The organism is Microcoleus sp. PH2017_12_PCY_D_A (assembly GCF_020738565.1).
GTDB lineage: Bacteria > Cyanobacteriota > Cyanobacteriia > Cyanobacteriales > Microcoleaceae > Microcoleus.
On record NZ_JAEQCI010000073.1, the window covers coordinates 1 to 22,009 of the forward strand.

A 22,009-nucleotide genomic window follows, 5' to 3' on the forward strand; every position below is an offset into this window, starting at 1 on the left:
TTTAGGACTAAAGTCCTCACTACGAACCTGGTTTGTAGTAGGGACTTTAGTCCTTTTCTTAGATTTTTTTAGGACTGAAGTCCTCACTACGAACCTGGTAGATTAATCTTGGAACACCATAATGCTGCCCGAATAACAAGCCACCCAAACCTGATTAGTTTCAGGATCGTAAGTAATCCCGATCGGACTTGAATTAACATTCACTGTTTGCAGCACTTTGAGATCGCTAGTCCTCACCTTGCTAACAGTATTTGATGAATAGTTAACCACATAAATCAGTTTACCGTCACCAGAAATTGTCATGCTGCGAGGTGCATTTCCCGTGGAAACTTTATCTACCACTTCACCAGTTTTTAGGTCAATTTTTGCCACATTCCCTTCACCGTTCAAAGTGGCATACATATACTTGCCATTGGGATCTATCGTTAAATGACGCGGCGCATTGCCAATATTTCTCAACCATTCTACCGAAAAGTCTATCAGATTCACTTTCGCAATATCGGAAGAACCCATCACAGCAACATAGGCATTTTTTGAGTCGGGAGTAACCACAATACCCCGAGGATATGCACCCAGTTTTACCCGCTCGACTTCGCGGTTTTTATTGATGTCAACTACGCTCAAATCCCAACTGCACCAATTGCTAGCAAGTACGAAACGATTGTTAGGCGAAACAGCATTAAATTTCGGAACCGCACCTACAGGAATTATCTTTTCTATTTTCAACGTTTGGGTGTTGATACGGTACATGAAACTTTGGTCGTGTTTGGCCGATGGAGAACACCTGTCGCTACCGGGATTGTCAAACCCAGAACCGTACATTTGATAGTTCGATACATAGCCATATTTACCATCTGTTGAAAAGGCGGCTTCTACGGGAGAACCTTTGTAATTGCCTTTGAATTTAGAAAAGCCAAATTTTGACAAGTTTACTGTATCGGAAATAGTCTTGACTAATTTAAATTTCCTATTGTAAACGGTGATGCTGTGGCTGTACATCATGTTTTGAGCAAAAAATAAACCATCTCCCGAATAAACTATTGATTTCGGCGATATTTTGCCGTAAATAGTTTTTTTCAAAGTCATTTTTTCTTCGGTGTTTGCAAGCCTTTTGCCGGGTAATTCATTTTCTTTTTTGTCGGAGGTTGGCGCAGCAGTTTCTGTTTTAAATGGTGGTAAAAATGGTTCTTCAAAAAGAGGCTGTTTGGGCTGATTTTTAGTTGGATATTCGAGTTGGTTGCTGTTTTCTGTGGGGGTAGGAGATGGCGAAGGTCGATCGACCTTTGATGCTGTTTTTTGGGCAGATTCCTTGTCAGCGCTGGCGGCTGGCGACTTGCCTTTGAGGGCTGACAAGGTTTGAGGGCCGACAATTCCGTCAACTTTTAGGTTGTTCTCTGCTTGGAACTTTTTCACCGCAGCCTGGGTGACGGAACCGTAAAATCCTGTAGCCCTACCGCCAAAATGTCCTGATGCTTGCAGAGTTTTCTGTAGTTCGACAACTTCCGGGCCCCTATCGCCTTTTGTCATTTTGATGGCGAGGGCGGGATAGACTAAATTAAAAATTGTGAGACATATTGTAAAGAAGAGTAAAGGAGTTGCAGCTAAATTTAGGTGCTGTTTCGAGTTGGGCGATCGAGTTTGAGCTGGGGGCGTTTCCCAAGTTTCAGCTAAATGCAGGTAAGCCAATCCGTCCATAGTTTTTACGGGTATTTTTGATGCTATGATACACCAGCCAATACCATTTTAGATTTTAGATTTTGGATTTTGGATTTAAGATTTGGCAACCGCTGATTATATAACGGTTTGGCTCTGGTCTAGGGTTTCAGGATTTTTGTTAACCGGTATAACACATTGATTAAAAGGAAAATTTTATTATAATTACACCGAGGGTGCAATCTCCGAGCAGTTTTTAATGGTGCAAGCAAGTAGGAGCGATCGACAATGTTGAGTGAGGAACAAACAACCGCAGCATCAACAACCCAAAAATCCCGCCAGACGGTGCTGTGGGACGGTGACGGCGGACTTTGCCAGCGGGCTTGGGTAGAAATAGATTTAGCAGCTTTAACTCACAATGTAAAACAGCTTAAGCATCTATTATCTCCCAACACAGAACTGATGGCAGTTGTGAAAGCGGATGCTTACGGACACGGTGCGATCGCAGTCAGTCAAACAGCATTGCAAGCAGGTGCTAGTTGGCTGGGAGTCGCGACAATTCCCGAAGGCATAGAATTGCGGGAAGCTGGGATAGAAGCGCCGATTTTGCTGTTGGGGGCAACCAATACACCGGCACAGGTAAAGGCGATCGCCCAATGGCACTTGCAGCCCACTATTTGTACTGCCAAACAAGCCCTAATTTTTTCCGAAGTTCTCGTCAGTCTCGATCGATCTTTGCCCGTTCACGCTAAGTTAGACACGGGAATGTCTCGTTTGGGTACGCCTTGGCAAGACGCAACAGAATTTGTGCAATTAGTCAACAGTTTGCCAAATTTAAAATTAGCCAGCATTTACTCTCACTTGGCGACAGCCGACAGTCCCGATCCAACCGTGATGAGAGAGCAACAGCAACGGTTCAAAAAGGCGATCGCCCAAATCCAAACAGCAGGAATTAACCCCTGTCGCCTGCACTTGGCAAACTCTGCTGCCGCTCTCACAGACCCCGATTTGCACTACGATTTAGTGCGAGTCGGTTTGGCTACCTACGGTCTTTATCCTGCCCCTCACTTGCAGGCGATCGCTTCTTTGCAGCCCGCAATGCAGGTAAAAGCCCGAGTAACGCAGGTGAAAACAATTGCAGCAGGCACCGGCGTCAGTTATGGCTATAAATTTATTGCTGGGCGCGAGACACAGATTGCGGTAGTTGGTATCGGTTATGCAGATGGGATTCCGCGCAATCTTTCTACTAAAATGCAGGTTTTAGTTAGAGGTAAATTTGTGCCGCAAGTCGGGGCCGTGACGATGGATCAATTAATGCTGGATGTGACCGATATTCCCGATTTAGAAGTCGGTGAAGTGGTGACGTTGTTGGGGAATGATGGAGAAAATCAAATTACTGCTGACGATTGGGCCCAAATTTTAGGAACTATTTCTTGGGAAATTCTCTGCGGTTTTAAACACCGATTGCCTCGCGTAGCGGTAAACTCTTAACAGTAGCAGTAGTCCGGCTGGGGTTTAAACCCCAGCCTCATAGCAAAAGTCGGTTAAAACCGACTCAAGATTTTGCAGGATAAAATTATTTAATTTAGTCCTCTTTTAGAGGACTTTAGCTATGAGACAGGGGTTTTTAACCCCTGTCGGACTCTCGGAATAAGCGATAAGACTAAGACTGCGTTTACCAATGCCCAATCCCTCCGCTTCGCTCCGCCCAATGCCCAATGCCCAATTTCCAATTCCCAATTACCAATTGACATGACAGCCAACACATTTCTACAAATAGCTCAAAGTCTGCCGCTAAATGCAGAAAGAATACAGGCGATGCAAGTAGCCCAAGAATTAACGAAAAAATTCGTAGAATTGGGATTTAAAATTGTACCTCAAATGCTGTGGGCGATCGGCATTTTGTTAATTACGCGATTTGCGATCGGGTTGGCGGGTAACGTGACTCGTCGAACTCTGAGTCGTACTGAGCCCACGCTACGCAAATTTTTAGTTCAAGCTGCGGAAATTGTGATTTTGGTTGTCGGCGTAGTTGCGGCTTTGAATCAGTTGGGAATTCAAACTACTAGCGTGGTGGCGGTAGTCGGCGCGGCGGGTTTGGCGATTGGTTTGGCGTGGCAAAATACTCTATCCCACTTTGCTGCTGGGGTAATGTTGATTAGTTTACGGCCTTTTGAAGTCGGAGATGCGATCGAAGCTGGGGATGTTAAGGGAGTTGTCGATAGCATCGGGATTTTTTCGACAACCGTCGTGACGGACGATCGCATAAAAATTATTGTTCCGAATAATAATTTATTTAACGGTACACTGAAAAATACCACAACGATGGGTACGAGGCGAGTAGACTTAAAAATTGATATTGGCGATCGCCCGATCCGTCCAACTATAGCCGACTTACTGGAAATTGCCCACTCTCACCCGCTGGTGTTGGAAAATCCGCCCCCGACTTGTTTGGTAATCGAGATAACTCCAGATACAACTATTCTATCTCTCCGACCCTGGTGCGCGTCGGTGGCCTACGAACAAGTGCGATCGCAAATTCAAGAACACGTCAAAGAAACCATGAATGCCCACAAAAATCAACAACAATAAATAACATTTTTCAAATAAACGCAGCACAAAAAACGATTTTCTTAAGGCGGTGTCCGTGCCCGCCCTCCCATGTTTCTGATATGTACCCCATCGAGCTGGCATCTTCTGTATTAATCCAAAATCCAAAATCTAAAATCCAAAATCTAAAATGAGCAAGTTATATCCCCAGCAAATTTTACAAGAACCGGGCATCAGGATGTCCGCCACCGAGAAAGAAACTATTCTTAAAAAGTTTCCGCCTCCCGACGAAAAAAAACAAATCTATGCCGACGCCATTTTTGAAGGAGGTGGCGTGCGCGGGCTTGCCTTTTTAGGAGCACTCAGATGCTGCCACGATTTGGGCCTTCGCTGGCGAAAATTGGCCGGTACTTCTGCGGGTGCAATTACTGCCGCAGTATTGGCAACAGACTTGTCAATGGATGACTTAGAAGAGTTGTTAGGAGATCTCGATTATAGCATATTTTTAAGTCAAAAAAATAGTCCTCTAATTTTAAACGGCGACCCCGCCGACGACTTGCAATCTCCAGCTTGGACGCTACTTTTTCTCACAATTAGCCGCCAGATGGGAGAATATTCTGCCCAACCTTTCCGGCAGTGGTTGGAAGCAACACTTGGTAAAGGTCACTTGCACACTTTTGCCGATGTCAAAGAACTGACAAAAGACCGGGAATTAAAAGTAGTAATATCCAACCTGACTCGCGGTGAAATGTTAGTGATTCCCGACGACTTGCGGCGGCAAGACTCAGCAGATTCCGATCCTTTGTACCAGCAGTTGGGTCTCCAAAATCCCGAAGATTTTAGCGTAGCTGAAGCGGTGCGGCTGTCGATGAGCATTCCGCTATTTTTTGAGCCTGGAAAACTCGGCAACGACTTAATTGTCGATGGCGGAATTCTGAGCAATTTCCCGCTGTGGATTTATGACAAACAATCTGTCGGTTCGACTCCGGTTGTGCCGCGTTGGTTTACCTTTGGGTTTCGATTGGTAGATACAGGAATTGAAAATCAAGTCAAGATTGACACTCCGCTGTCGATGCTGGCGGGGATGTTCCGAACGATGATGAAAGCAAGAGACCGCTATCACCAGCGGGAAATGGATAAAGGGCGAGTTATTAATATTGATGTGACTGAAGCTGGGGTGACGACGACGGATTTTAATCTAGATGGCGATCGCAAGGCTAAACTGTATCGATTGGGGTATTTGTCTACTAAGAGGTTCTTTTTGAGTTCCAATTTTAGCTGGGAAAAGCACTTGAAGGCTAGGGGCTTTGGGGAATAGTCTTGATTGTAGGAGACGGGGAGAGGGTTCGACGGGAAGAATTTTTATGCCTTCCAACGGACAACGGACAACGGAATTTCATACAGGGTAAGGGTTTCAGGAATTTTTGATTTAGGGGTTGGCAACAGCCAGATGTGTGTGCTATAGTAAGTTGCTGTCATCTGGAGAGGTGGCTGAGTGGTCGAAAGCGGCAGATTGCTAATCTGTTAAGGGTGTTATCATCCTTCGGGGGTTCGAATCCCCCCCTCTCCGTTCTAAAACTTCTAGGAAAACATTCTTTTTAATAAATTTGGGGGACAGGCTAGAAGCCCATCCCACAGAATTTTATTATGGGATGGGCTTTGAGCATCGTCCCAATTTTTTTTTGCAATTCAAGTCTTGTCTAGCAGCAACCATCAGCTACTAAATTTAATCAAGTGCCTTCATTGCTTGGACAAACTGCCGCGAGATAAAAGGCAAAATCTCTTCATTCTTGCTATTCTCTTTCCCCTCGGTAAATACAACTAACAAATACGGCCGCAAACCAGGTATTTCAATATAAGCAGCATCGTGACGAACTTGACTTGTCAGCCCCGCTTTTGACCACAATTTTGCATCTTCTGGTAATCCGCCGCCTAAAAAACCTGTAACTTGATTTTCGGGATCTGCTTCTAATTCTGCTGGTGCTAAACTGCGTTTCATTAAACCCATCATATCTTGCGATGCTTTTGGAGAAACAGCTACGCCACCGATGATACTGTGCAGCAAACGCGCCGCTGCATTTGTAGTTAGCATATTTCTATTTTCCATTAATTCTCCCAGAAATGCTCGCTCGCGACCGTAGGGGCCGTCGCACCAAGTTTTTTGATTGGCGTTAATGTTTTGTAATTCCGGCCAATCTAATGATTGAAAGTAACGGTTGATGAGGTTTCGCTGCTGTTTCCAAGTTTCAAAGGGGCCTGGTGACAATTCTGGGCCGCTGGTGGTGCCGGTGAGGGCGTCTACTACTAAGCTGGTGGCGTCGTTGCTGGAATCAACTATCATATCTCGGACGGCGCGTTCTAATTCTGGCGATGTTTGAATCATGCCTTTTTGTGCCCATTCCCAGATGGCAACAAGGTAGAATAGTTTGACGACGCTGGCGGGATAAATTCGATCGGATTCTCTGGCGCTAAAGCCTCGCGGTTGATATTTCCAAAATTCTTGTACGCTGAGGGCGCCGCCTGTGTTGACTCGGACTGGCGGATCGTAGACGATCCAGGTGATGGCCAATCGATCGCCCTTCAATCCTGTAAATTCTGCCTGGACTGCATCTATAATGCTACTGCCGAGGGTTTCTAATTGTTCGTCTTTGTGGAAAAATGTCATGGTTAATGGCTGACTGCTGACGGTTAACGGTTAACGGCGGTTGGCTAATGGCAATAAATCGTTAAGTGCGAACAATTAACAGCAAACAATTAGCAATTAGCAATGGTCAATTATCAATTATCTAATGGTGTGGAGTATCGGGCGATCTCGCACATAAATATTTACGATTCCCCAAAGTGCGATCGATTGGCCACTCAAGCAGCCTTGGGGCGGCATTTGCTCGTTTTTGCCCCCCCCCAGCCAGGGCGGGCACGCACCATCCACCGCCCCTACAAGAGGGGGAGAGATGGCATAGATTCCCTTGTGCAGGGGGATACAACGGCTGTGATGGTGCGGCTGTGCGAAGACGATTATCCGGGATGGCTGGATATTCGAGATCTTGAATTGCTCGAAGTCACAGAAACAGTGTATCATCCTCTGGTGGTTTCTCAGGATGAAATTAAGGAAAAATTGGCGATCGCAATTACCTTTACTCGCGAGGCGATGCAGGAATCCAATTATTACCTTTGGGGCGGTACAGTCGGGCCCAATTATGATTGTTCGGGATTGATGCAAGCTGCTTTTGTGGCGGCGGGCATCTGGTTGCCGAGGGATGCTTACCAGCAAGAAGCTTTTACGACATCTATTATTAGTGTTAGCGATGTAGAACCGGGTGATTTAGTATTTTTTGGGACGCCGGAAAAAGCCACTCATGTAGGATTGTATATCGGAGAAAATCGCTACATTCACAGTTCTGGAAAAACTCAAGGTCGCGATGGTATTGGTATCGATGTTTTGTCGGATGATGGGGATGCAGTCAGTCGGGCTTATTACCAGCAATTGCGCGGATATGGTAAAGTTGTGGCAAGTTATCAACCTAGTTAGTTTAGGGCTTGTGTACTATGAACAAAGAAACCGGGTTTTTACCGGCATTGAGGGTTGGAACAAATGATTTTTGCAAAAAACCCGGTTTCTGGCCACTGGCGATCGCACTACGAACTAAGAAACCGGGTTTTTCACCTAAATTGATGGTTTTAACGAAGTATTTTCGTAAAAAACCCGGTTTCTGGCCACCCACGCCTAAGTTCTGTAGGCTCTGCTGAGTTTGTGGTGATAAACAAACCGCATATCCTTGCTCAAACGGCATCACAGAATCGCCAATAGTTGTCTCTGATACCGTATCCACCGTAATGTTCATCAATGACCAGTGACTAATGACTAATGACTGCTGACTAATGACTGCTGAGTATATACTGTTTGTTGGTGTGAGTTACTGATGTTATCTAACAAAACAATGGACGCTGCATTATTTTTGGAAAAATTGGCCGCACAGCAGGCTGCAAATGAGGTTATTCTCGACGTTTCGGTGGTGGTGCCGGTGTATAATGAGGTAGAAAGTTTGCCTCATCTGATTGAGGCGATCGCCTCTGCAATTCAACCATCTGGACTCAGCTATCAAATTATTTGTGTAGACGACGGTTCTAAAGATGGTTCTGCTGACCTTCTCAAACAGCTAGCCGATAGTCGCGATGACCTTTGTGCTGTGCTTTTGCGCCGCAACTACGGACAAACTGCTGCGATGTCGGCAGGTTTCGATCGCGCGACAGGCCGTGCTATTGTTACCCTAGACGGCGATTTGCAAAATGACCCTGCGGATATTCCGATGTTGCTGGAAAAGTTAAATGAAGGCTACGATTTAGTTAGCGGTTGGCGCAAAAATAGGCAAGACAATACTATCAGCCGCCTGATTCCTTCTAAAATTGCTAACTGGTTAATTGGTCGCGTTACGGGCGTAACTTTGCACGACTACGGCTGTTCTTTGAAAGCTTATAAATCTGAATTAGTTGCAGACTTAAATCTCTACGGGGAGTTGCACAGATTTTTGCCGGCTTTGGCGTTTATTGAAGGCGCGAGAATTGCAGAAATTCCGGTGCGACATCATGCGCGGCGTTTCGGTCAAAGCAAGTACGGCATTTGGCGGACTTTTCGGGTGTTGATGGATTTGCTAACTATTTCTTTTATGAAGAAGTTCCTGACTCGACCGATGCACGTTTTTGGACTTTTGGGACTGAGTTCTATGGCGTTGGGAACGGTTTTAGGAATTTATTTGACAGTCTTAAAATTGGGTTTTGGTCAAATTATTGGGAATCGTCCTTTGCTGATTTTGGCTGTGGTTTTGCTGTTGACTGGCGTGCAGTTATTTTGTTTCGGTTTGCTGGCGGAAGTGATGATGCGGACTTATCACGAGTCTCAGGGAAAGCCGATTTATCGGGTGCGCGAGGTGTTTGGTTCTAAATAAGACAATGATTTGTATTGAATAAAATTTAGTCTTGTAAATAACACGCAATCTAAAGGTTCGTAGTGAGGACTTCAGTCCGCAAAAAATACAGGACTGAAGTCCTCACTACGAACCGAAATCAAGAGGTTTGTAGTGAGGACTTCAGTCCGCAAAAAATACAGGACTGAAGTCCTCACTACGAACCGAAATCAAGAGGTTTGTAGTGAGGACTTTAGTCCGCAAAAAATACAGGACTGAAGTCCCAAAAAATACAGGACTGAAGTCCTCACTACGAACCGAAATCAAGAGGTTTGTAGTGAGGACATGATATTATTGTTAACTCATGACTTTTTGAGCTTGGCGCAGAGATTGAATAGTGGCGATCGCGTGTTGAGACACTGCATCTATCTCAGCAGCAGTATTGAACCGGCCAATCCCAAAGCGAATTGAGGCGTAGGCTAATTTGTCCGATCGCCCGATCGCTGCTAAAACATGAGAAGGAGATATTTTCGCCGAAGTACAAGCAGAACCCGAAGAAACCGCCGCCGCCGGTTGCAAACCCAACAGCAGCGCTTGACCGTCAACACCGCCGACACTAATATTCAGATTTCCAGGTAATCTTTTAGTAGCGTGACCGTTGAGAACAACATCACCCAATTCATTCAAATTTTCCCACAAACGCTGGCGCAAATTCACAACTCGTGCTGTTTCCGCCTCCATTTCAGCAATGGCTAATTCTACTGCTTTAGCAAATCCGACTATTTGCGGCGCGTAGAGAGTACCCGATCGCATTCCCCGTTCGTGCCCTCCCCCGTGCATTTGTTGCGCTAGCTGCACTCTCGGCTTGTTGCGGCGCACGTAGAGGGCGCCAATGCCTTTTGGCCCGTAGATTTTGTGCGCCGTCAAGGACATCAGATCGATGTTCATTTCCTCTACGTCGAGGGGAATTTTGCCGATCGCCTGGGCCGCATCCGTGTGAAACAGAATATCATTTCCGCGACAGATTGCTGCAATTTCGGCGATCGGCTGAATCACACCAATTTCGTTATTAGCCGTCATCACTGACACTAAAATTGTCTCCGCCCGAATCGCTTTGATCAAATCGCCGATATCAATCAGTCCGTCGCTTTTTACCGGTAAAACAGTAATGTCAAACCCCAATTTTTGCAAATACGTACAGGGGTCAAGAATTGCATTGTGTTCAGTTTTTACTGTTATAATGTGCTTTCCTTTACTGAAATATGCTTCAGCGATGCCTTTAATCGCTAAATTATTTGCTTCCGTTGCACCGCTGGTAAAAACAATTTCTTCGGGAGAGGCATTGATCGCTTCTGCTATGATTTGTCGTGACTGTTTTACCGCTGCTTCTGCTTCCCAGCCGTAGACGTGGTTGATGCTGGCTGCATTGCCGAATTGTTCGGTAAAATACGGCAGCATCGCATCAACTACTCGTTTGTCTACAGGGGTTGTGGCGTGGTTGTCGAGGTATATAGGACGTGCGGACATAGTTGGGTTTTGGTTAAAAAAGGTGTTAGGTTTATTGTAGACGAGCCCTTTGTTCTACCACAAAACTTTATATTTAACAAATATTTGTGAAGATTTATGCGACCTGACATTCAGGGATTAGAAATTACTGTCGGTGAGCTCAAGCACCTGTGCGGCGCCCGGCCCGATCGCGTATACCGGCCTGCGACTGCGACTAAGTTTGCCCGCGAAGCTTTGAAAACAGTCTGTTTAATTGTTTTGGTTCTAATTAGTTGTTGGCTGTTGGTGCTGATATTTCCTAGGGCTTATTTGTTGTGGTTGGCCCTGCACCTCTGTGCGATCGCCGGTTTGATCTTGGAAGATGCCTGGAAAATTTGGTGCAGCCGGAACCAAGATTTAATTCGTCTTTTTGATGATGTCGATCGCTATAATGGTATAATCAAAGCGATCGAAATTAATGACCGGATCGAAGATGCTGGCAATCCGAACGTCAAAATCGGCGATCGCGCCAAAGTTATTAAAGCCTTGCAGCTCATCAGAGAGGATTTAGTTCGAGCTTTGAAAACCGAGAAAATTCTCAGGGAAAACAAAAAATTTGTCGATACTAACTCAGAACTGTTTGCCAATAATTTAAGAACTTTGAATGCCCTGCAAATTAGCGATCGTTCGAGCCAGCCGGGGCGATTGCTCAACCAAGCTTTGCAGCTAGCTGTGGAAGTTCAAGCAGAAATGAAAAAGTTGCAGGATCGAAATGCTGCTAATTAACAAAATGGAAAGATAAGACGGCGGTTGAAACCGCATCTACACAAACAAATTCCGGATGGTGCGCGGAATGAATAAAATAACGTAATTTTAGCCAAATAAGGTTCAGTTAAAAAGCTAACTTCTCCTCGCACACATCAGTTAATTGATAACTATCATAGTTTCGGCGATGGGATCGCCCTGGGATCGCTGCGCTAACCCTAAGATATCTCTTCCGACCTTAGCATTAACCCAACCATATTGAATTTTAACTGCCCGTTCTTCAACCTGCACCAGGCAGGTTTTGTCTGTATAGACGCGGTTTCAACCGCCCGGTCTTCTTCCTAGCAACGCGCACCAATAGACGCGGTTTCAACCGCCCCGTCTTCTTGGTAGCAACGGGCACCAACTGTGAACGAATCGAACTCAAACACATTTTAAAATTTATAAGTTATGAGAATTGTTAAGAAAAATCATAATTGTAAATTTTTACCTGTTGTGTAACAGGTAAGGATATCTTGGAAAGGTGACGTTAACAACCAGGTCAGTATGTCTTCTACCAAACCTAAGATTATAGTTCTCGATGACGATCCCACAGGTTCTCAAACCGTGCACAGTTGTTTGCTGCTGACACGTTGGGACGAAGAAACCCTGCGTTTGGGACTGCGGGACAAGTCCCCGATTTTTTTTATACTGACAAATACTCGATCGCTAACTCCCGAAACAGCCGCCTCCGTCACCCGCGAAGTGTGCCAAAATCTCAAAAGGGCGATCGCGATCGAAGAAATCGAAGACTTCCTAATCGTTAGCCGTTCCGATTCTACCCTGCGCGGTCACTATCCGATCGAAACCGATGTCATCGCCGAAGAACTCGGCCCTTTCGACGCTCATTTTCTAATTCCCGCCTTTTTTGAAGGAGGCAGAATTACCCGCAACAGCGTCCACTACCTCATGGTTAACGGCGTCGAAACCCCCGTTCACGAAACCGAATTTGCCAAAGATTCAGTCTTCGGCTACCATCACAGTTACCTCCCCGACTACGTAGAAGAAAAAACCAAAGGTCGCATCCACGCTGATACTGTCGATCGCATATTACTTGCAGACATCCGCTACGGAAGTTTAGATAGATTGATGGAGATGACAGACAACCAATGTGCAGTTGTTGACGGCGAAAGCCAAGGCGATTTAAACACATTTGCCAAACACATTCTTGATGCAGCCAGTCAAGGCAAAAAGTTTTTATTCCGCAGTGGAGCTAGTATTTTAACATCCTTAGCTGACCTAGGCAACCAGCCAGTAGCCGCCGATGAAATGTCAAAATACGTCAAAGACGGCAAACCAGGTGCAGTAATAGTTGGTTCCCACGTTAAGAAAACTACAGATCAATTGGAACGTTTGTTAGAAGAACCCAATACAGTTAGCATTGAAATAGATGTATCTCACTTGCTAGAAGATGCTCCCGAGTCTCGCATCCAAATCCTCGATGAAATTCTCGAAAAAGTTCGCACTGCTTATGCAGATGGCAAAACTCCTGTAATTTATACCAGCCGCCAGGAACTACAATTTGAAAATGCAGAAGTGCGGCTAAATTTTGGAGCGGCAGTTTCTGCTTTGTTGATGGATATCGTGCGGGGACTGCCTGCTGATATCGGTTTTTTAATTAGCAAGGGCGGGATTACTTCTAACGATGTGTTGAGTACAGGTTTGTCGCTGAAAAGTGTCAGGCAAATCGGTCAAATTATTGCAGGTTGTTCTGTGGTAAAAACCGAGCCAGACCATCCTCTGTTTCCAGATTTACCCATCGTTTTGTTTCCCGGAAATGTGGGGGACAGCAATGCTTTGGCTACGGTTTACAAGCGGCTGAGCAAGCATGATAGCTAGTTGAGCCTTAGATTGACGCAGATTAATTCACTTCTAGTCATGGAGGACAATAGACTTGAATTGCCAAAATAACTAGGACGGGCAAGATGCCCATCCCACAATTTTTTTTCTTGTGGGGTAGGCATCGTGCCTGCTGCGAGCATTTACTTTGTTCTTGCCAAAACCGCACAAATATGCTACTGTAGAGAGTCTGCCTTTAAAATAGTCATCCTTTGAAATTCGCAATCTATAATCTAAAATCTATAATCTAAAACCCGATCGCCCCTGGAACACCGCTATCAAAAAAATCAAATTTAGGAAAAAAAATTAAGCCCGAACTCTACATATAGAGCCAAGATCCCCAGAGGTACTGCTATCAGTAGCGTTTCCAGCTTGTCTCAGCCTAAATTTTAAAATTAAGTAAAAATTTTCGCATGGTAATTTTTAGGTGAAAGGATTAGCATATAACGGTGACAGAACATTATCATCCACTAAACTCATTAAAAGATGGTCATTGGTTCAAGCTAATCTGTGGGGCGAGCTTTCAACACCTGCCGGCGGTTCGGAATCTCACATTGGCTTACACCTTAGCAGGTGCTGACTGTATTGATGTCGCGGCAGATCCCGCCGCCGTCGCAGCAGCAAAAGAAGCCCTACAAGTTGCCAGCGAATTACAGGCAAAAACTCAAAACCGCAGGTTTGGCGGCGAAGGGTTGCCCTGGCTGATGGTGAGTTTAAACGATGGGGAAGATCCGCATTTTCGCAAAGCCGAATTCAACCCAGCCGATTGTCCGGTGGACTGCTGGCGGCCTTGCGAAAAAATATGTCCAGCCTCCGCAATAGTTTTTCCGAGTGCTGGCGGTGGTTTTTCCGGGGTGATCGACAAGCAGTGCTATGGCTGCGGTCGCTGTCTGCCTGTTTGTCCGAGCCAATTAATTTACACTCGTTCTTACGTGTCTGCTCCCGCTGCGATCGCACCTTTAATCTTGCAATCCGGTGCGGATGCCCTAGAAATCCACACGCAAGTAGGCAGAGAGGCAGATTTTGCGAGACTTTGGTCGAGCATAGCTCCCTGGGTAGATCAACTCAAATTAATAGCAATTAGTTGCCCCGATGGAGACGGTTTGATTGATTATTTGCGGACACTCTATCAAATAATTTCCCCCCTTCCTTGTCCTCTAATTTGGCAAACCGACGGTAGGCCGATGAGTGGAGATATCGGAATAGGAACTACTAGAGCCGCAGTCAAACTCGGTCAAAAAGTTTTGGCGGCCGGCTTACCCGGATACGTGCAACTTGCAGGCGGCACTAATGCTCACACTGTCAGCAAACTCAGAGCCTCTGGACTGATGAGGGAGCATCGGAAAAATTTGTCAATTCCTGATGTCCCACACATTGCAGGTATAGCTTATGGCAGTTATGCCAGGGTTTTGCTGTCACCAATTTTAGAACAATTAGAAACAATGCAGACCGATCGAGCTTATGCCGTTGGGGTAGCAGTCGCTTGCGACGCAGCCGAAGTTCAAACACCTCGGTTGACTCAGCTCGAAGCCGTCCCAGAACTTCTCTCGGAGGCGGTGAGTTTAGCTCGTTCTCTAGTTTCCCAAATCAAAAGTCATTAGTCATTGGTCATTGGTCATTGGTCATTGGTCATTGGTCATTAGTCATTAGTTAATAAAAAAAAACTGAAAACTGACAACTGTATTTTGCGATTTCGCGATCGCACTTGCGACCTCAGAAACCCGGTTTCTTACTATATTTCTCGTTACCCAACGCAAAACTCGTAGAAACCGGGTTTCTCGCCTACCGATGCGTAATCCGTAAATAGACAACTAATGACTAATAACTAATGACTAATGACTAATGACTAATGCCAACTGACTAAAAAGTTAAAAACGTCACCGAACACACCGAGGCGAATGCAGATTACAGACGACCTCAACAGACTATTAGACATCGTGCCAGATGAGATCCGGCAGCCCTTAGAGCAGCACCCGCAGCGCAACAATCTCATTGAGATTGTGATGGATTTGGGCCGCCTACCAGAAGCTCGTTTTCCATCCTTGGCCGAACCTCTTTCCCAAACACCAGTTTCCAAAGCAGACATCAGCTATTGCATCGATCGAGTCGGCAGCTTCGGCGGCGACAATCGAGCCGGTATCGAGCAAACCCTGCACCGAATTAGCGCCATTCGCAACCGCAGCGGCGAGATTATCGGCTTGACTTTGAGGGTGGGCCGCGCTGTGTTCGGGACGATCGGCATTATCCGCGATTTAGTGGAAACCGGTCAATCAATTTTGATGCTCGGGCGGCCCGGAGTCGGCAAAACTACGGCTTTGCGGGAAATCGCCCGCGTGCTCGCCGATGACTTGGATAAACGGGTGGTAATCATCGACACCTCCAACGAAATTGCTGGAGATGGAGATATCCCGCACCCGGCGATCGGCAGAGCTCGCAGAATGCAAGTTTCCCGTCCCGAACTCCAGCACCAAGTCATGATCGAAGCAGTGGAAAACCATATGCCGCAAGTCATCGTGATTGACGAAATCGGTACGGAATTAGAAGCTTTGGCCGCTCGGACGATCGCGGAAAGGGGCGTGCAGTTGGTGGGTACCGCCCACGGGAACCGGCTCGAAAACTTGATGAAAAACCCGACTCTGGCCGATTTAATTGGGGGCATCCAAGCGGTGACGCTGGGAGATGACGAGGCGAGAAGGCGCGGTTCTCAAAAGACGGTTTTGGAGCGCAAATCACCGCCAACTTTTGAAATTGCCGTCGAAATGCTCGAACGCCAGCGCTGGGTAATCCACGAAAGAGTCTCAGATTCGATCGACACTCTGCTGCGGGGACGCGAACCGAACCAGCAAATCAGAAGCGTCAGCGACAGCGGAGAAGTAATTATCGAGCGCGAATCAGCCGCTCCCCCCGCCCGGTTCCCAGGGATGCCAGCTTCGGGTTCAGGCTCCGCTGCGGTATCAGGAATGCGGCCAGTCACACCGATTTCTGGGTGGCGGAGTGCGGGCAAAATGGTGCCGATGCCCCCTCCAGGCGAGAAATTCGCTGCTGCTACCGCTGCTAACAGCGCGCCCGTGACAGAGGCTCGGTATTTCGAGCAACTCCTCGAAGAATCCCTGTCCGTGGAACCTGTACCGCAGCAGCGAGGTCGTTATTCCCAGAATGTCGGCCCTAACGGCGAAGATTTGCCCCTCCACGTTTATCCTTACGGCATAGCTCGCCACCAGCTCGAACAGGTGATTTCGACGCTGAACCTGCCGGTGCAGTTGACGAAGGATATTGAAAGTGCTGACGTGGTGTTGGCTTTGCGATCGAACGTGCGGAACCAGTCAAAATTGAGGCACTTGGCCAAAACTCGCCAAGTTCCCCTGCACACAATCAAAGCTGGGACTATTCCCCACGTAGCGAGAGCTTTGCGGCGCCTGTTGGACATGGACGACCCGGGCACGCCGGAAGTGGCAGACCTCGCCTTATTCGCCCGCAGCGGTAATTCTGACGAGCTCGAAGCTCTCGAAGAAACGCGCTTGGCCGTCGAGCAAATTGTCATTCCCAAGGGACAGCCGGTGGAACTCTTACCCCGTTCTCCCAATGTCCGCAAAATGCAGCACGAACTTGTGGAACACTATCACCTGAAATCTCACAGTTTTGGGGAAGAACCAAACCGCCGCCTGCGGATTTTTCCAGCTTAAACAGCCCTCTATATGTAGGGTGCGCACTGCGCACCTTACTGCTTGAAGGCAGCAGGTAGAAGGCAAGCGACCGAATTTTTTTCATGCTGCTGTCTGTTTTCTACCTGCTGCCTTCGATATCGTGTCGGCTCAATTAACTATGATTCTTGTAGCGCGGTACACTGCGTAGACCCGAATCTTGTGGTTTATCGACCGCACGTGATATTATTCCCGTTGCTATGATTTTTGCCGGTGAGTGCGATCGGGCTTTCTTCCCAATTCCCAATTCCCAATTCCCAATTCCAAACCCCCTACAATAACAGATAACAGATTATAAGTAAACATACAGCGGTTCTCAAAAAAATGAGGTATGCCCTATGCCCTATGCCCTATGCCCTATGCCCTATGCCCTATGCCCTATGCCCTATGCCCTGCGCGGGCCGATAGTCCGCGAATCTTTCTGAGACTCGGCTATATTTACCGAAGTTGACATGAATGATGCACAAATTCAGCTATTTATCCAATTAATTGCCGCTCGCACGGGTTTACAAATTCGCCCGCAAGATCGATCGGGTTTGTCTCGAAAAATTTTGACTCGAATGAAAGCTTTAAAAATAGCCTTTCCCGACCAATATTATCAAATTTTAGCCGCTTCGAGTCCGGAAAGTCAAAATGAATGGCGGGAACTAACCTTGCTGCTGACAACGAACGAAAGTTATTTCATGCGGGACAAAGGACAGTTTTCGCTGCTGGAAAAAGTGATTTTCCCGGAATTGATCGCACGCACAAGAAAAGTGCACGAGACATTGGGAATTAAGCCCAGACTGCGAATCTGGAGTGCCGGCTGCTCGACTGGTGAAGAACCTTATTCTTTACTGATTATTTTAAAACAACTAATTCCTGATTGGGACAAATGGAAAATTTTAATTTTAGGTACTGATATCAATCAAGCAGCAATAGAAAAAGCTCAGCGAGGAATTTATAGCCATTGGTCGTTTCGCTTAGTTGACCCGGCACTGCAAAATCGATATTTCTCTCGGCGGGAAACCGATTGGGAAATCGACCAGAAATTGCGCCCATTTGTCAGTTTTAGAGCTGTAAATTTAGTGACAGAAAATTTTCCTAATATTTACACAGATCTTCATAAAATGGATTTGATTTTATGCCGAAATGTTTTTGTTTATTTTGAAGCTCAGTATATTTCACAGGTATTGAAAAAGTTTGCCAAAACCCTAAGACCAGGAGGATATTTAATGACCGGTCACGCTGAAATTCACAGTCACGCGATTAACGATTTTCAGCCCAAGAGTTTCCCGGAGTCGGTTGTTTATCAAGCCAAGAATTTCCTAGAGGAGGAACCAGGTAACAGAAAGTCTTTGATTGCACCAGAATCTAAAGCAAAATCTGCCTTTGGGGAATCGGGAAATAAATCGGAATTGGAAAACAACAGGGGTCAGTTGCTACCGAGGGAAGAGGAAACTGTGCCAGCTAGTTTTGCTAACGGCAATTTTGCGGATGTCGGGTCGCTGTTAACAGCAAGTACCGGGCTGGGAAAGATGCTGCGAAGTCGCTATGTAGAGGGCGAGCTGGCGAACAATAAAATATCTGGTTTATCTCCCACAATCGCAGCAGAAAAAGCCGATCGCCAAAGGCCTAAAATGCTGATTTTAGAGGCAAAAGCTTGTTTTAAAAATAAAGCTTATGCTGAGGCAATTGATAAAGCCAAACAGGCGCTAAACCTCCAAACTCACAATTTTGAGGCTGATTGTTTGCTGGCTCAAATTTATGCAAATTTAGGGAAGTATTCTCAGGCGATAGAACACTGCAAGCGAGCCAGCAAAGTAGATGCTATGTCAGTATTTCCTTATTATTTGCAAGTTCACATCGCTGAAGAACAGGGCGACTTGGAAACAGCTAAAAGATTTTTAAAAAAAACTATTTATCTTTGCCCGTCTTTTGTTTCCGCTTATCTCGAACTCGGGAATATATACAATAAAGAAGGTAAGCTAAATAAAGCTATTAAAATGTATAATTCATCTTGCGATATTCTCAAAAAACTACCGCCCAATACTCCGATAGAGCAACAGGGAAAAATGACAGCGACTCAAGTATTGATTGATGTTCAAAAAAAATTGGTAAAATTGTACAGCAAACCAAACTGACGCGCCAGGAAAAGCTAAAAAGTCTGTTTTTTGTAAGTGCGCCGGTGCCCAACGTAATATGCTTTTAGAAATCAGTTTTTTTTTGCAAGTCCTAGTCAATAAAGTGTCGCGGTAAATATGGAAACTAAGCCCTATCTTATATTTGAACATAACGGTTTGCTCTGCGGTGTAGAAGTCGGCTGCGTTCGAGAAATTTTCTTTCTCCCGGAGTTGACACCGATCGCCGAAGCGCCTCAAGATATTGTCGGGGCGATCGATCTCAGGGGATCGATTCTGCCCGTGATGGATCTAAATCTCCGTTTTGGCTACGTTTGGCAGGACTATTCTGTCACAGATAGTGCGATCGTCATAGAATGGCAAGAAATTCGACTTGCTATCATTGTCGATCGAGTTAACGAAGTTAAGCAGATCTCCGCAGATGCCATAACTCCCCAGCTATCTTACGGGCGAGACAACCCAGAAGCCCCCCATCATTTTTTAGCTGGATTTGCCCGCTGTGAAGGCGATATGATTATGCTGCTGGATCTCGATCGGCTAATTCGATATTCTCCCGACAAAACAGAAGCCCCAATCCCAGTGTCTGCAAGCGATGCAGGAGTTTCCGCGGCCTCCGGCAACCTAGAAACCACCAATTTGCAGTTAGAAATAGAGCCACAATTGTTACCAGAAGATGCTAAAGTTTTGGTCAAAATTCACGTTTTTTGTCCGAATGCTACAGCACAAGAAAAGGCAATTTTTCGAGACAGGGCTCAGAATTTGAGGCAGCAGGGCGAGATCGAAAACTCCACCGCAATTGATATGTCCCTAGCCGTAGTTGTTTTAAACAGCGAATACTTTGGTATTAACCTAGGTGTAGTGCGCGAATTCACTGACATTCGCCAAGTAACTCCCATTCCTTGCACTCCCGATCGCATTATTGGAAATATGAATTTGCGGGGCGAGATTCTCACCCTAGTGGACATTCGGAATGTTTTAAATATGTCAGCCGACACAAAATCTCTATCAAAGGCGATCGTTGTTGAAATTGAAGATTTGGTCGCCGGTATAGTCGTTGACGAAATCTTGGATATTATACATTTAAATGTGGCAGAGATTGCAACTATTCCTGCTGCACTAAATTCGGCCAACCGCGAATATCTTCGAGGCACCGCTTTTTACGAGGAAAAACTTATCGCTGTTCTGAACTTGCAGAAACTGTTAACAAAAGGAGGAGTTGCTGTTGACGAGGAGGTTTGAAGAAAAATTTTACGGCTAAATCGGGATCGCACCTGCAAAACCGATGTCACCACCACTCGAAACTAAAGAAAAGAGAGCAAGAGAACAGAATTTGCTATGATACTATTTTCTAGTGTCACTGTACGGCATCTCTACCAGAAGTGGTTAGCTGATTTCCCTTGCCAACCGCGGACTCCCAACGACTATCGCAGCGTCAGAACCTTACTAATGCCAATGCTATCTTAAATTAACGAAAAAATATGTTTTTATCAATTAAAAAATTAAACATTAGAAACAAGATGCTCGTCGGATATCTAGCACCAGCAGCTATTTATTTAGGGCTGCCGGTCCTAGTCCTCGCTACTACAAATCAGGTATTTGAGACTTTCAAAGAAGTGGAAAGGGTAGAAATATTTATCGGAGAAACAAGCAATATGTCCGTAGGTGCGGAGCAAATGGTACGGGGGATGCGCGGCTATTTAGTTAATAAAAACCAGCAGTTTTTAAACGATTTTAAAACAGGTGCAGAGTTGGCTAGAAAATCAGCAATTAATGTAAAGCCGATTGTAAAAAATCCCGAACAAAAAGCCCGTTTGCAGAGAATGTCAGAGCTGGTCAACGAATATTATGATGGTTCTAACGAAATAGTACGCTTGTTTCAACAAAATCAGACCGCCGAAGCCCTAGCTATATTTAATACAGGCAAGTATACCAAATTTGTGAATGAATTTGTGGAATTGAACCGGCTATTTCGGGAAACAGAATTAAAAATTATTAAGCAAGAAACGAAAATTACGAAGGCAGCTTTAAGCTTTTTGGTATCGACGCTGGTGTTTGGTTCGATACTGTTAGTGCTGCTGGGTGCCACTGTTGCTTGGGTGATTTCATCAGGAATTGCTGGAACTATCGATCGCGCAATTAGTTCGATCGCCAGTTCCTCCGCCCAGATTGCCGCCACAGTTGAAGAACAGGAACGCATGGCAAGCCAGCAAGCAATTTCAGTCAATGAAACTACTACGACAATGGACGAATTGGGTGCATCTTCTAGGGCGACTTCACAGCAGATAGAAACTGCCGCAAGTCAAGCAATGCAAGCTTTAACTTTAGCCGGTGGCGGTACAAAAGCTGTGGAACAAACCTTAGAAGCAATGGCAATACTGAAAACAAAAGTGCAGGATATGCAAGGACAAATTATGCAGTTGAGCGAGCAAACCGATCGCATTGGCAATATCTCAACTGTAGTCAGTGATTTGGCAAATCAAACTAATATGTTAGCATTAAATGCGGCTGTCGAAGCAGTGCGAGCCGGCGAACACGGCAAAGGGTTTGGCGTTGTCGCCTCAGAAATTCGCAAACTCGCCGATCGCAGTAAAAAATCTGCCGCGCAAATAAATCTCTTAGTCGCTGATATTCAGCGCGCGATCAACTCAACAGTCATGGTGACAGACGAAGGAACTAAAACCGTGGAATCTGGCGTAAATATTGCGGAAGAAACTGCCGCAGCATTTGCCGGAGTAGCTGATGCCATTAACAACGTAGTTTTGAGTTCTCAGCAAATTTCGCTGAATGCTAAACAGCAAGCAATCGCGATCGAACAAGTAGTCGAAGCAATGAACTGTCTCAACCAAGCAGCAGCACAAACAGCTTGCGGTATCACTCAAACTAAAGTCGGCACTCAAAAATTAAATGAAGCTGCTTTAGATTTAAAAGCAGTTGTTTAGCATAGTTATCAGTTCTG

Annotated in this window: 16 protein-coding genes and 1 tRNA gene; 13 read left to right on the forward strand and 4 right to left on the reverse strand. The window is 45.8% G+C overall.

Annotation, left to right across the window (positions count from 1 at the left end):
* Window positions 1-102: 102 nt before the first annotated feature.
* Window positions 103-1,695: a peptidoglycan-binding protein gene (locus JGK39_RS21045; RefSeq protein WP_293256796.1), complete on the reverse strand. Its 1,593-nt coding sequence runs from the start codon at window positions 1,693-1,695 to the stop codon at window positions 103-105.
* Window positions 1,696-1,941: 246 nt separating this feature from the next.
* Here JGK39_RS21045 and alr point away from each other — a divergent pair, with 246 nt between their 5' ends.
* The 4 genes from alr (at window position 1,942) to JGK39_RS21065 (ending at window position 5,773) form a co-directional block, all read left to right on the forward strand.
* On the forward strand, window positions 1,942-3,144 hold the full coding sequence (gene alr, locus JGK39_RS21050) for an alanine racemase (RefSeq protein ID WP_293256794.1): 1,203 nt from the start codon (window positions 1,942-1,944) through the stop codon (window positions 3,142-3,144).
* A 261-nt stretch (window positions 3,145-3,405) separates the two neighbouring features.
* Window positions 3,406-4,245, forward strand: coding sequence for a mechanosensitive ion channel family protein (locus JGK39_RS21055; RefSeq protein WP_293256791.1), 840 nt, complete (start codon window positions 3,406-3,408; stop codon window positions 4,243-4,245).
* 148 nt (window positions 4,246-4,393) lie between these two features.
* The gene (locus tag JGK39_RS21060) at window positions 4,394-5,521 is read left to right on the forward strand and encodes a patatin-like phospholipase family protein (RefSeq protein WP_293256788.1); all 1,128 of its coding nucleotides are present in this window, start codon (window positions 4,394-4,396) and stop codon (window positions 5,519-5,521) included.
* A gap of 163 nt (window positions 5,522-5,684) precedes the next feature.
* Window positions 5,685-5,773: transfer RNA gene (locus JGK39_RS21065), tRNA-Ser, on the forward strand.
* A gap of 156 nt (window positions 5,774-5,929) precedes the next feature.
* Here the strand turns inward: JGK39_RS21065 and JGK39_RS21070 are convergent.
* Entirely contained in the window at window positions 5,930-6,868 is a 939-nt protein-coding gene (locus JGK39_RS21070) for a serine hydrolase (protein ID WP_293256785.1), read from the reverse strand.
* Window positions 6,869-6,970: 102 nt separating this feature from the next.
* Here JGK39_RS21070 and JGK39_RS21075 point away from each other — a divergent pair, with 102 nt between their 5' ends.
* Entirely contained in the window at window positions 6,971-7,732 is a 762-nt protein-coding gene (locus JGK39_RS21075) for a C40 family peptidase (protein ID WP_293256782.1), read from the forward strand.
* Window position 7,733: 1 nt separating this feature from the next.
* Here the strand turns inward: JGK39_RS21075 and JGK39_RS21080 are convergent, their stop codons facing one another.
* Window positions 7,734-8,045, reverse strand: coding sequence for a hypothetical protein (locus JGK39_RS21080; protein ID WP_293322373.1), 312 nt, complete (start codon window positions 8,043-8,045; stop codon window positions 7,734-7,736).
* A 78-nt stretch (window positions 8,046-8,123) separates the two neighbouring features.
* Between JGK39_RS21080 and JGK39_RS21085 the strand changes: the two genes are divergently transcribed.
* Entirely contained in the window at window positions 8,124-9,146 is a 1,023-nt protein-coding gene (locus JGK39_RS21085; RefSeq protein WP_366049491.1) for a glycosyltransferase family 2 protein, read from the forward strand.
* 315 nt (window positions 9,147-9,461) lie between these two features.
* Here the strand turns inward: JGK39_RS21085 and JGK39_RS21090 are convergent, their stop codons facing one another.
* Window positions 9,462-10,631 carry an IscS subfamily cysteine desulfurase gene (locus JGK39_RS21090; protein WP_293256779.1) on the reverse strand — a complete coding sequence of 390 codons (1,170 nt, stop codon included), beginning with the start codon at window positions 10,629-10,631 and terminating at the stop codon, window positions 9,462-9,464.
* Window positions 10,632-10,727: 96 nt separating this feature from the next.
* On the opposite strand from JGK39_RS21090, the gene JGK39_RS21095 reads away from it, so the two are divergent.
* The 7 genes from JGK39_RS21095 (at window position 10,728) to JGK39_RS21125 (ending at window position 21,992) form a co-directional block, all read left to right on the forward strand.
* On the forward strand, window positions 10,728-11,375 hold the full coding sequence (locus JGK39_RS21095) for a hypothetical protein (RefSeq protein WP_293256776.1): 648 nt from the start codon (window positions 10,728-10,730) through the stop codon (window positions 11,373-11,375).
* A gap of 525 nt (window positions 11,376-11,900) precedes the next feature.
* Window positions 11,901-13,232, forward strand: coding sequence for a four-carbon acid sugar kinase family protein (locus JGK39_RS21100; protein WP_293256773.1), 1,332 nt, complete (start codon window positions 11,901-11,903; stop codon window positions 13,230-13,232).
* A gap of 449 nt (window positions 13,233-13,681) precedes the next feature.
* The gene (gene ldpA / locus JGK39_RS21105; RefSeq protein ID WP_293256770.1) at window positions 13,682-14,833 is read left to right on the forward strand and encodes a circadian clock protein LdpA; all 1,152 of its coding nucleotides are present in this window, start codon (window positions 13,682-13,684) and stop codon (window positions 14,831-14,833) included.
* Window positions 14,834-15,130: 297 nt separating this feature from the next.
* The gene (locus JGK39_RS21110) at window positions 15,131-16,915 is read left to right on the forward strand and encodes a R3H domain-containing nucleic acid-binding protein (RefSeq protein ID WP_293256767.1); all 1,785 of its coding nucleotides are present in this window, start codon (window positions 15,131-15,133) and stop codon (window positions 16,913-16,915) included.
* Window positions 16,916-17,385: 470 nt separating this feature from the next.
* Window positions 17,386-19,056, forward strand: coding sequence for a CheR family methyltransferase (locus JGK39_RS21115; protein ID WP_293256764.1), 1,671 nt, complete (start codon window positions 17,386-17,388; stop codon window positions 19,054-19,056).
* Between the two features lie 117 nt (window positions 19,057-19,173).
* On the forward strand, window positions 19,174-20,292 hold the full coding sequence (locus JGK39_RS21120) for a chemotaxis protein CheW (protein ID WP_293256762.1): 1,119 nt from the start codon (window positions 19,174-19,176) through the stop codon (window positions 20,290-20,292).
* 239 nt (window positions 20,293-20,531) lie between these two features.
* Window positions 20,532-21,992 (forward strand): methyl-accepting chemotaxis protein, encoded by a 1,461-nt coding sequence (locus tag JGK39_RS21125; protein WP_293256760.1) that lies wholly within the window; start codon window positions 20,532-20,534, stop codon window positions 21,990-21,992.
* Window positions 21,993-22,009: the final 17 nt, after the last annotated feature.

Coding starts and splice junctions, on each gene's coding strand:
- alr (WP_293256794.1), top strand. CDS start 1,942: ATGTTGAGTGAGGAACAAACAACCGCAGCATCAACAACCCAAAAATCC.
- JGK39_RS21060 (WP_293256788.1), top strand. CDS start 4,394: ATGAGCAAGTTATATCCCCAGCAAATTTTACAAGAACCGGGCATCAGG.
- JGK39_RS21085 (WP_366049491.1), top strand. CDS start 8,124: ATGTTATCTAACAAAACAATGGACGCTGCATTATTTTTGGAAAAATTG.
- JGK39_RS21110 (WP_293256767.1), top strand. CDS start 15,131: ATGCAGATTACAGACGACCTCAACAGACTATTAGACATCGTGCCAGAT.
- JGK39_RS21120 (WP_293256762.1), top strand. CDS start 19,174: ATGGAAACTAAGCCCTATCTTATATTTGAACATAACGGTTTGCTCTGC.
- JGK39_RS21045 (WP_293256796.1), bottom strand. CDS start 1,695: ATGGACGGATTGGCTTACCTGCATTTAGCTGAAACTTGGGAAACGCCC.
- JGK39_RS21075 (WP_293256782.1), top strand. CDS start 6,971: ATGGTCAATTATCAATTATCTAATGGTGTGGAGTATCGGGCGATCTCG.
- JGK39_RS21115 (WP_293256764.1), top strand. CDS start 17,386: ATGAATGATGCACAAATTCAGCTATTTATCCAATTAATTGCCGCTCGC.
- JGK39_RS21095 (WP_293256776.1), top strand. CDS start 10,728: ATGCGACCTGACATTCAGGGATTAGAAATTACTGTCGGTGAGCTCAAG.
- JGK39_RS21055 (WP_293256791.1), top strand. CDS start 3,406: ATGACAGCCAACACATTTCTACAAATAGCTCAAAGTCTGCCGCTAAAT.
- JGK39_RS21125 (WP_293256760.1), top strand. CDS start 20,532: ATGTTTTTATCAATTAAAAAATTAAACATTAGAAACAAGATGCTCGTC.
- JGK39_RS21090 (WP_293256779.1), bottom strand. CDS start 10,631: ATGTCCGCACGTCCTATATACCTCGACAACCACGCCACAACCCCTGTA.
- JGK39_RS21080 (WP_293322373.1), bottom strand. CDS start 8,045: ATGAACATTACGGTGGATACGGTATCAGAGACAACTATTGGCGATTCT.
- JGK39_RS21100 (WP_293256773.1), top strand. CDS start 11,901: ATGTCTTCTACCAAACCTAAGATTATAGTTCTCGATGACGATCCCACA.
- JGK39_RS21070 (WP_293256785.1), bottom strand. CDS start 6,868: ATGACATTTTTCCACAAAGACGAACAATTAGAAACCCTCGGCAGTAGC.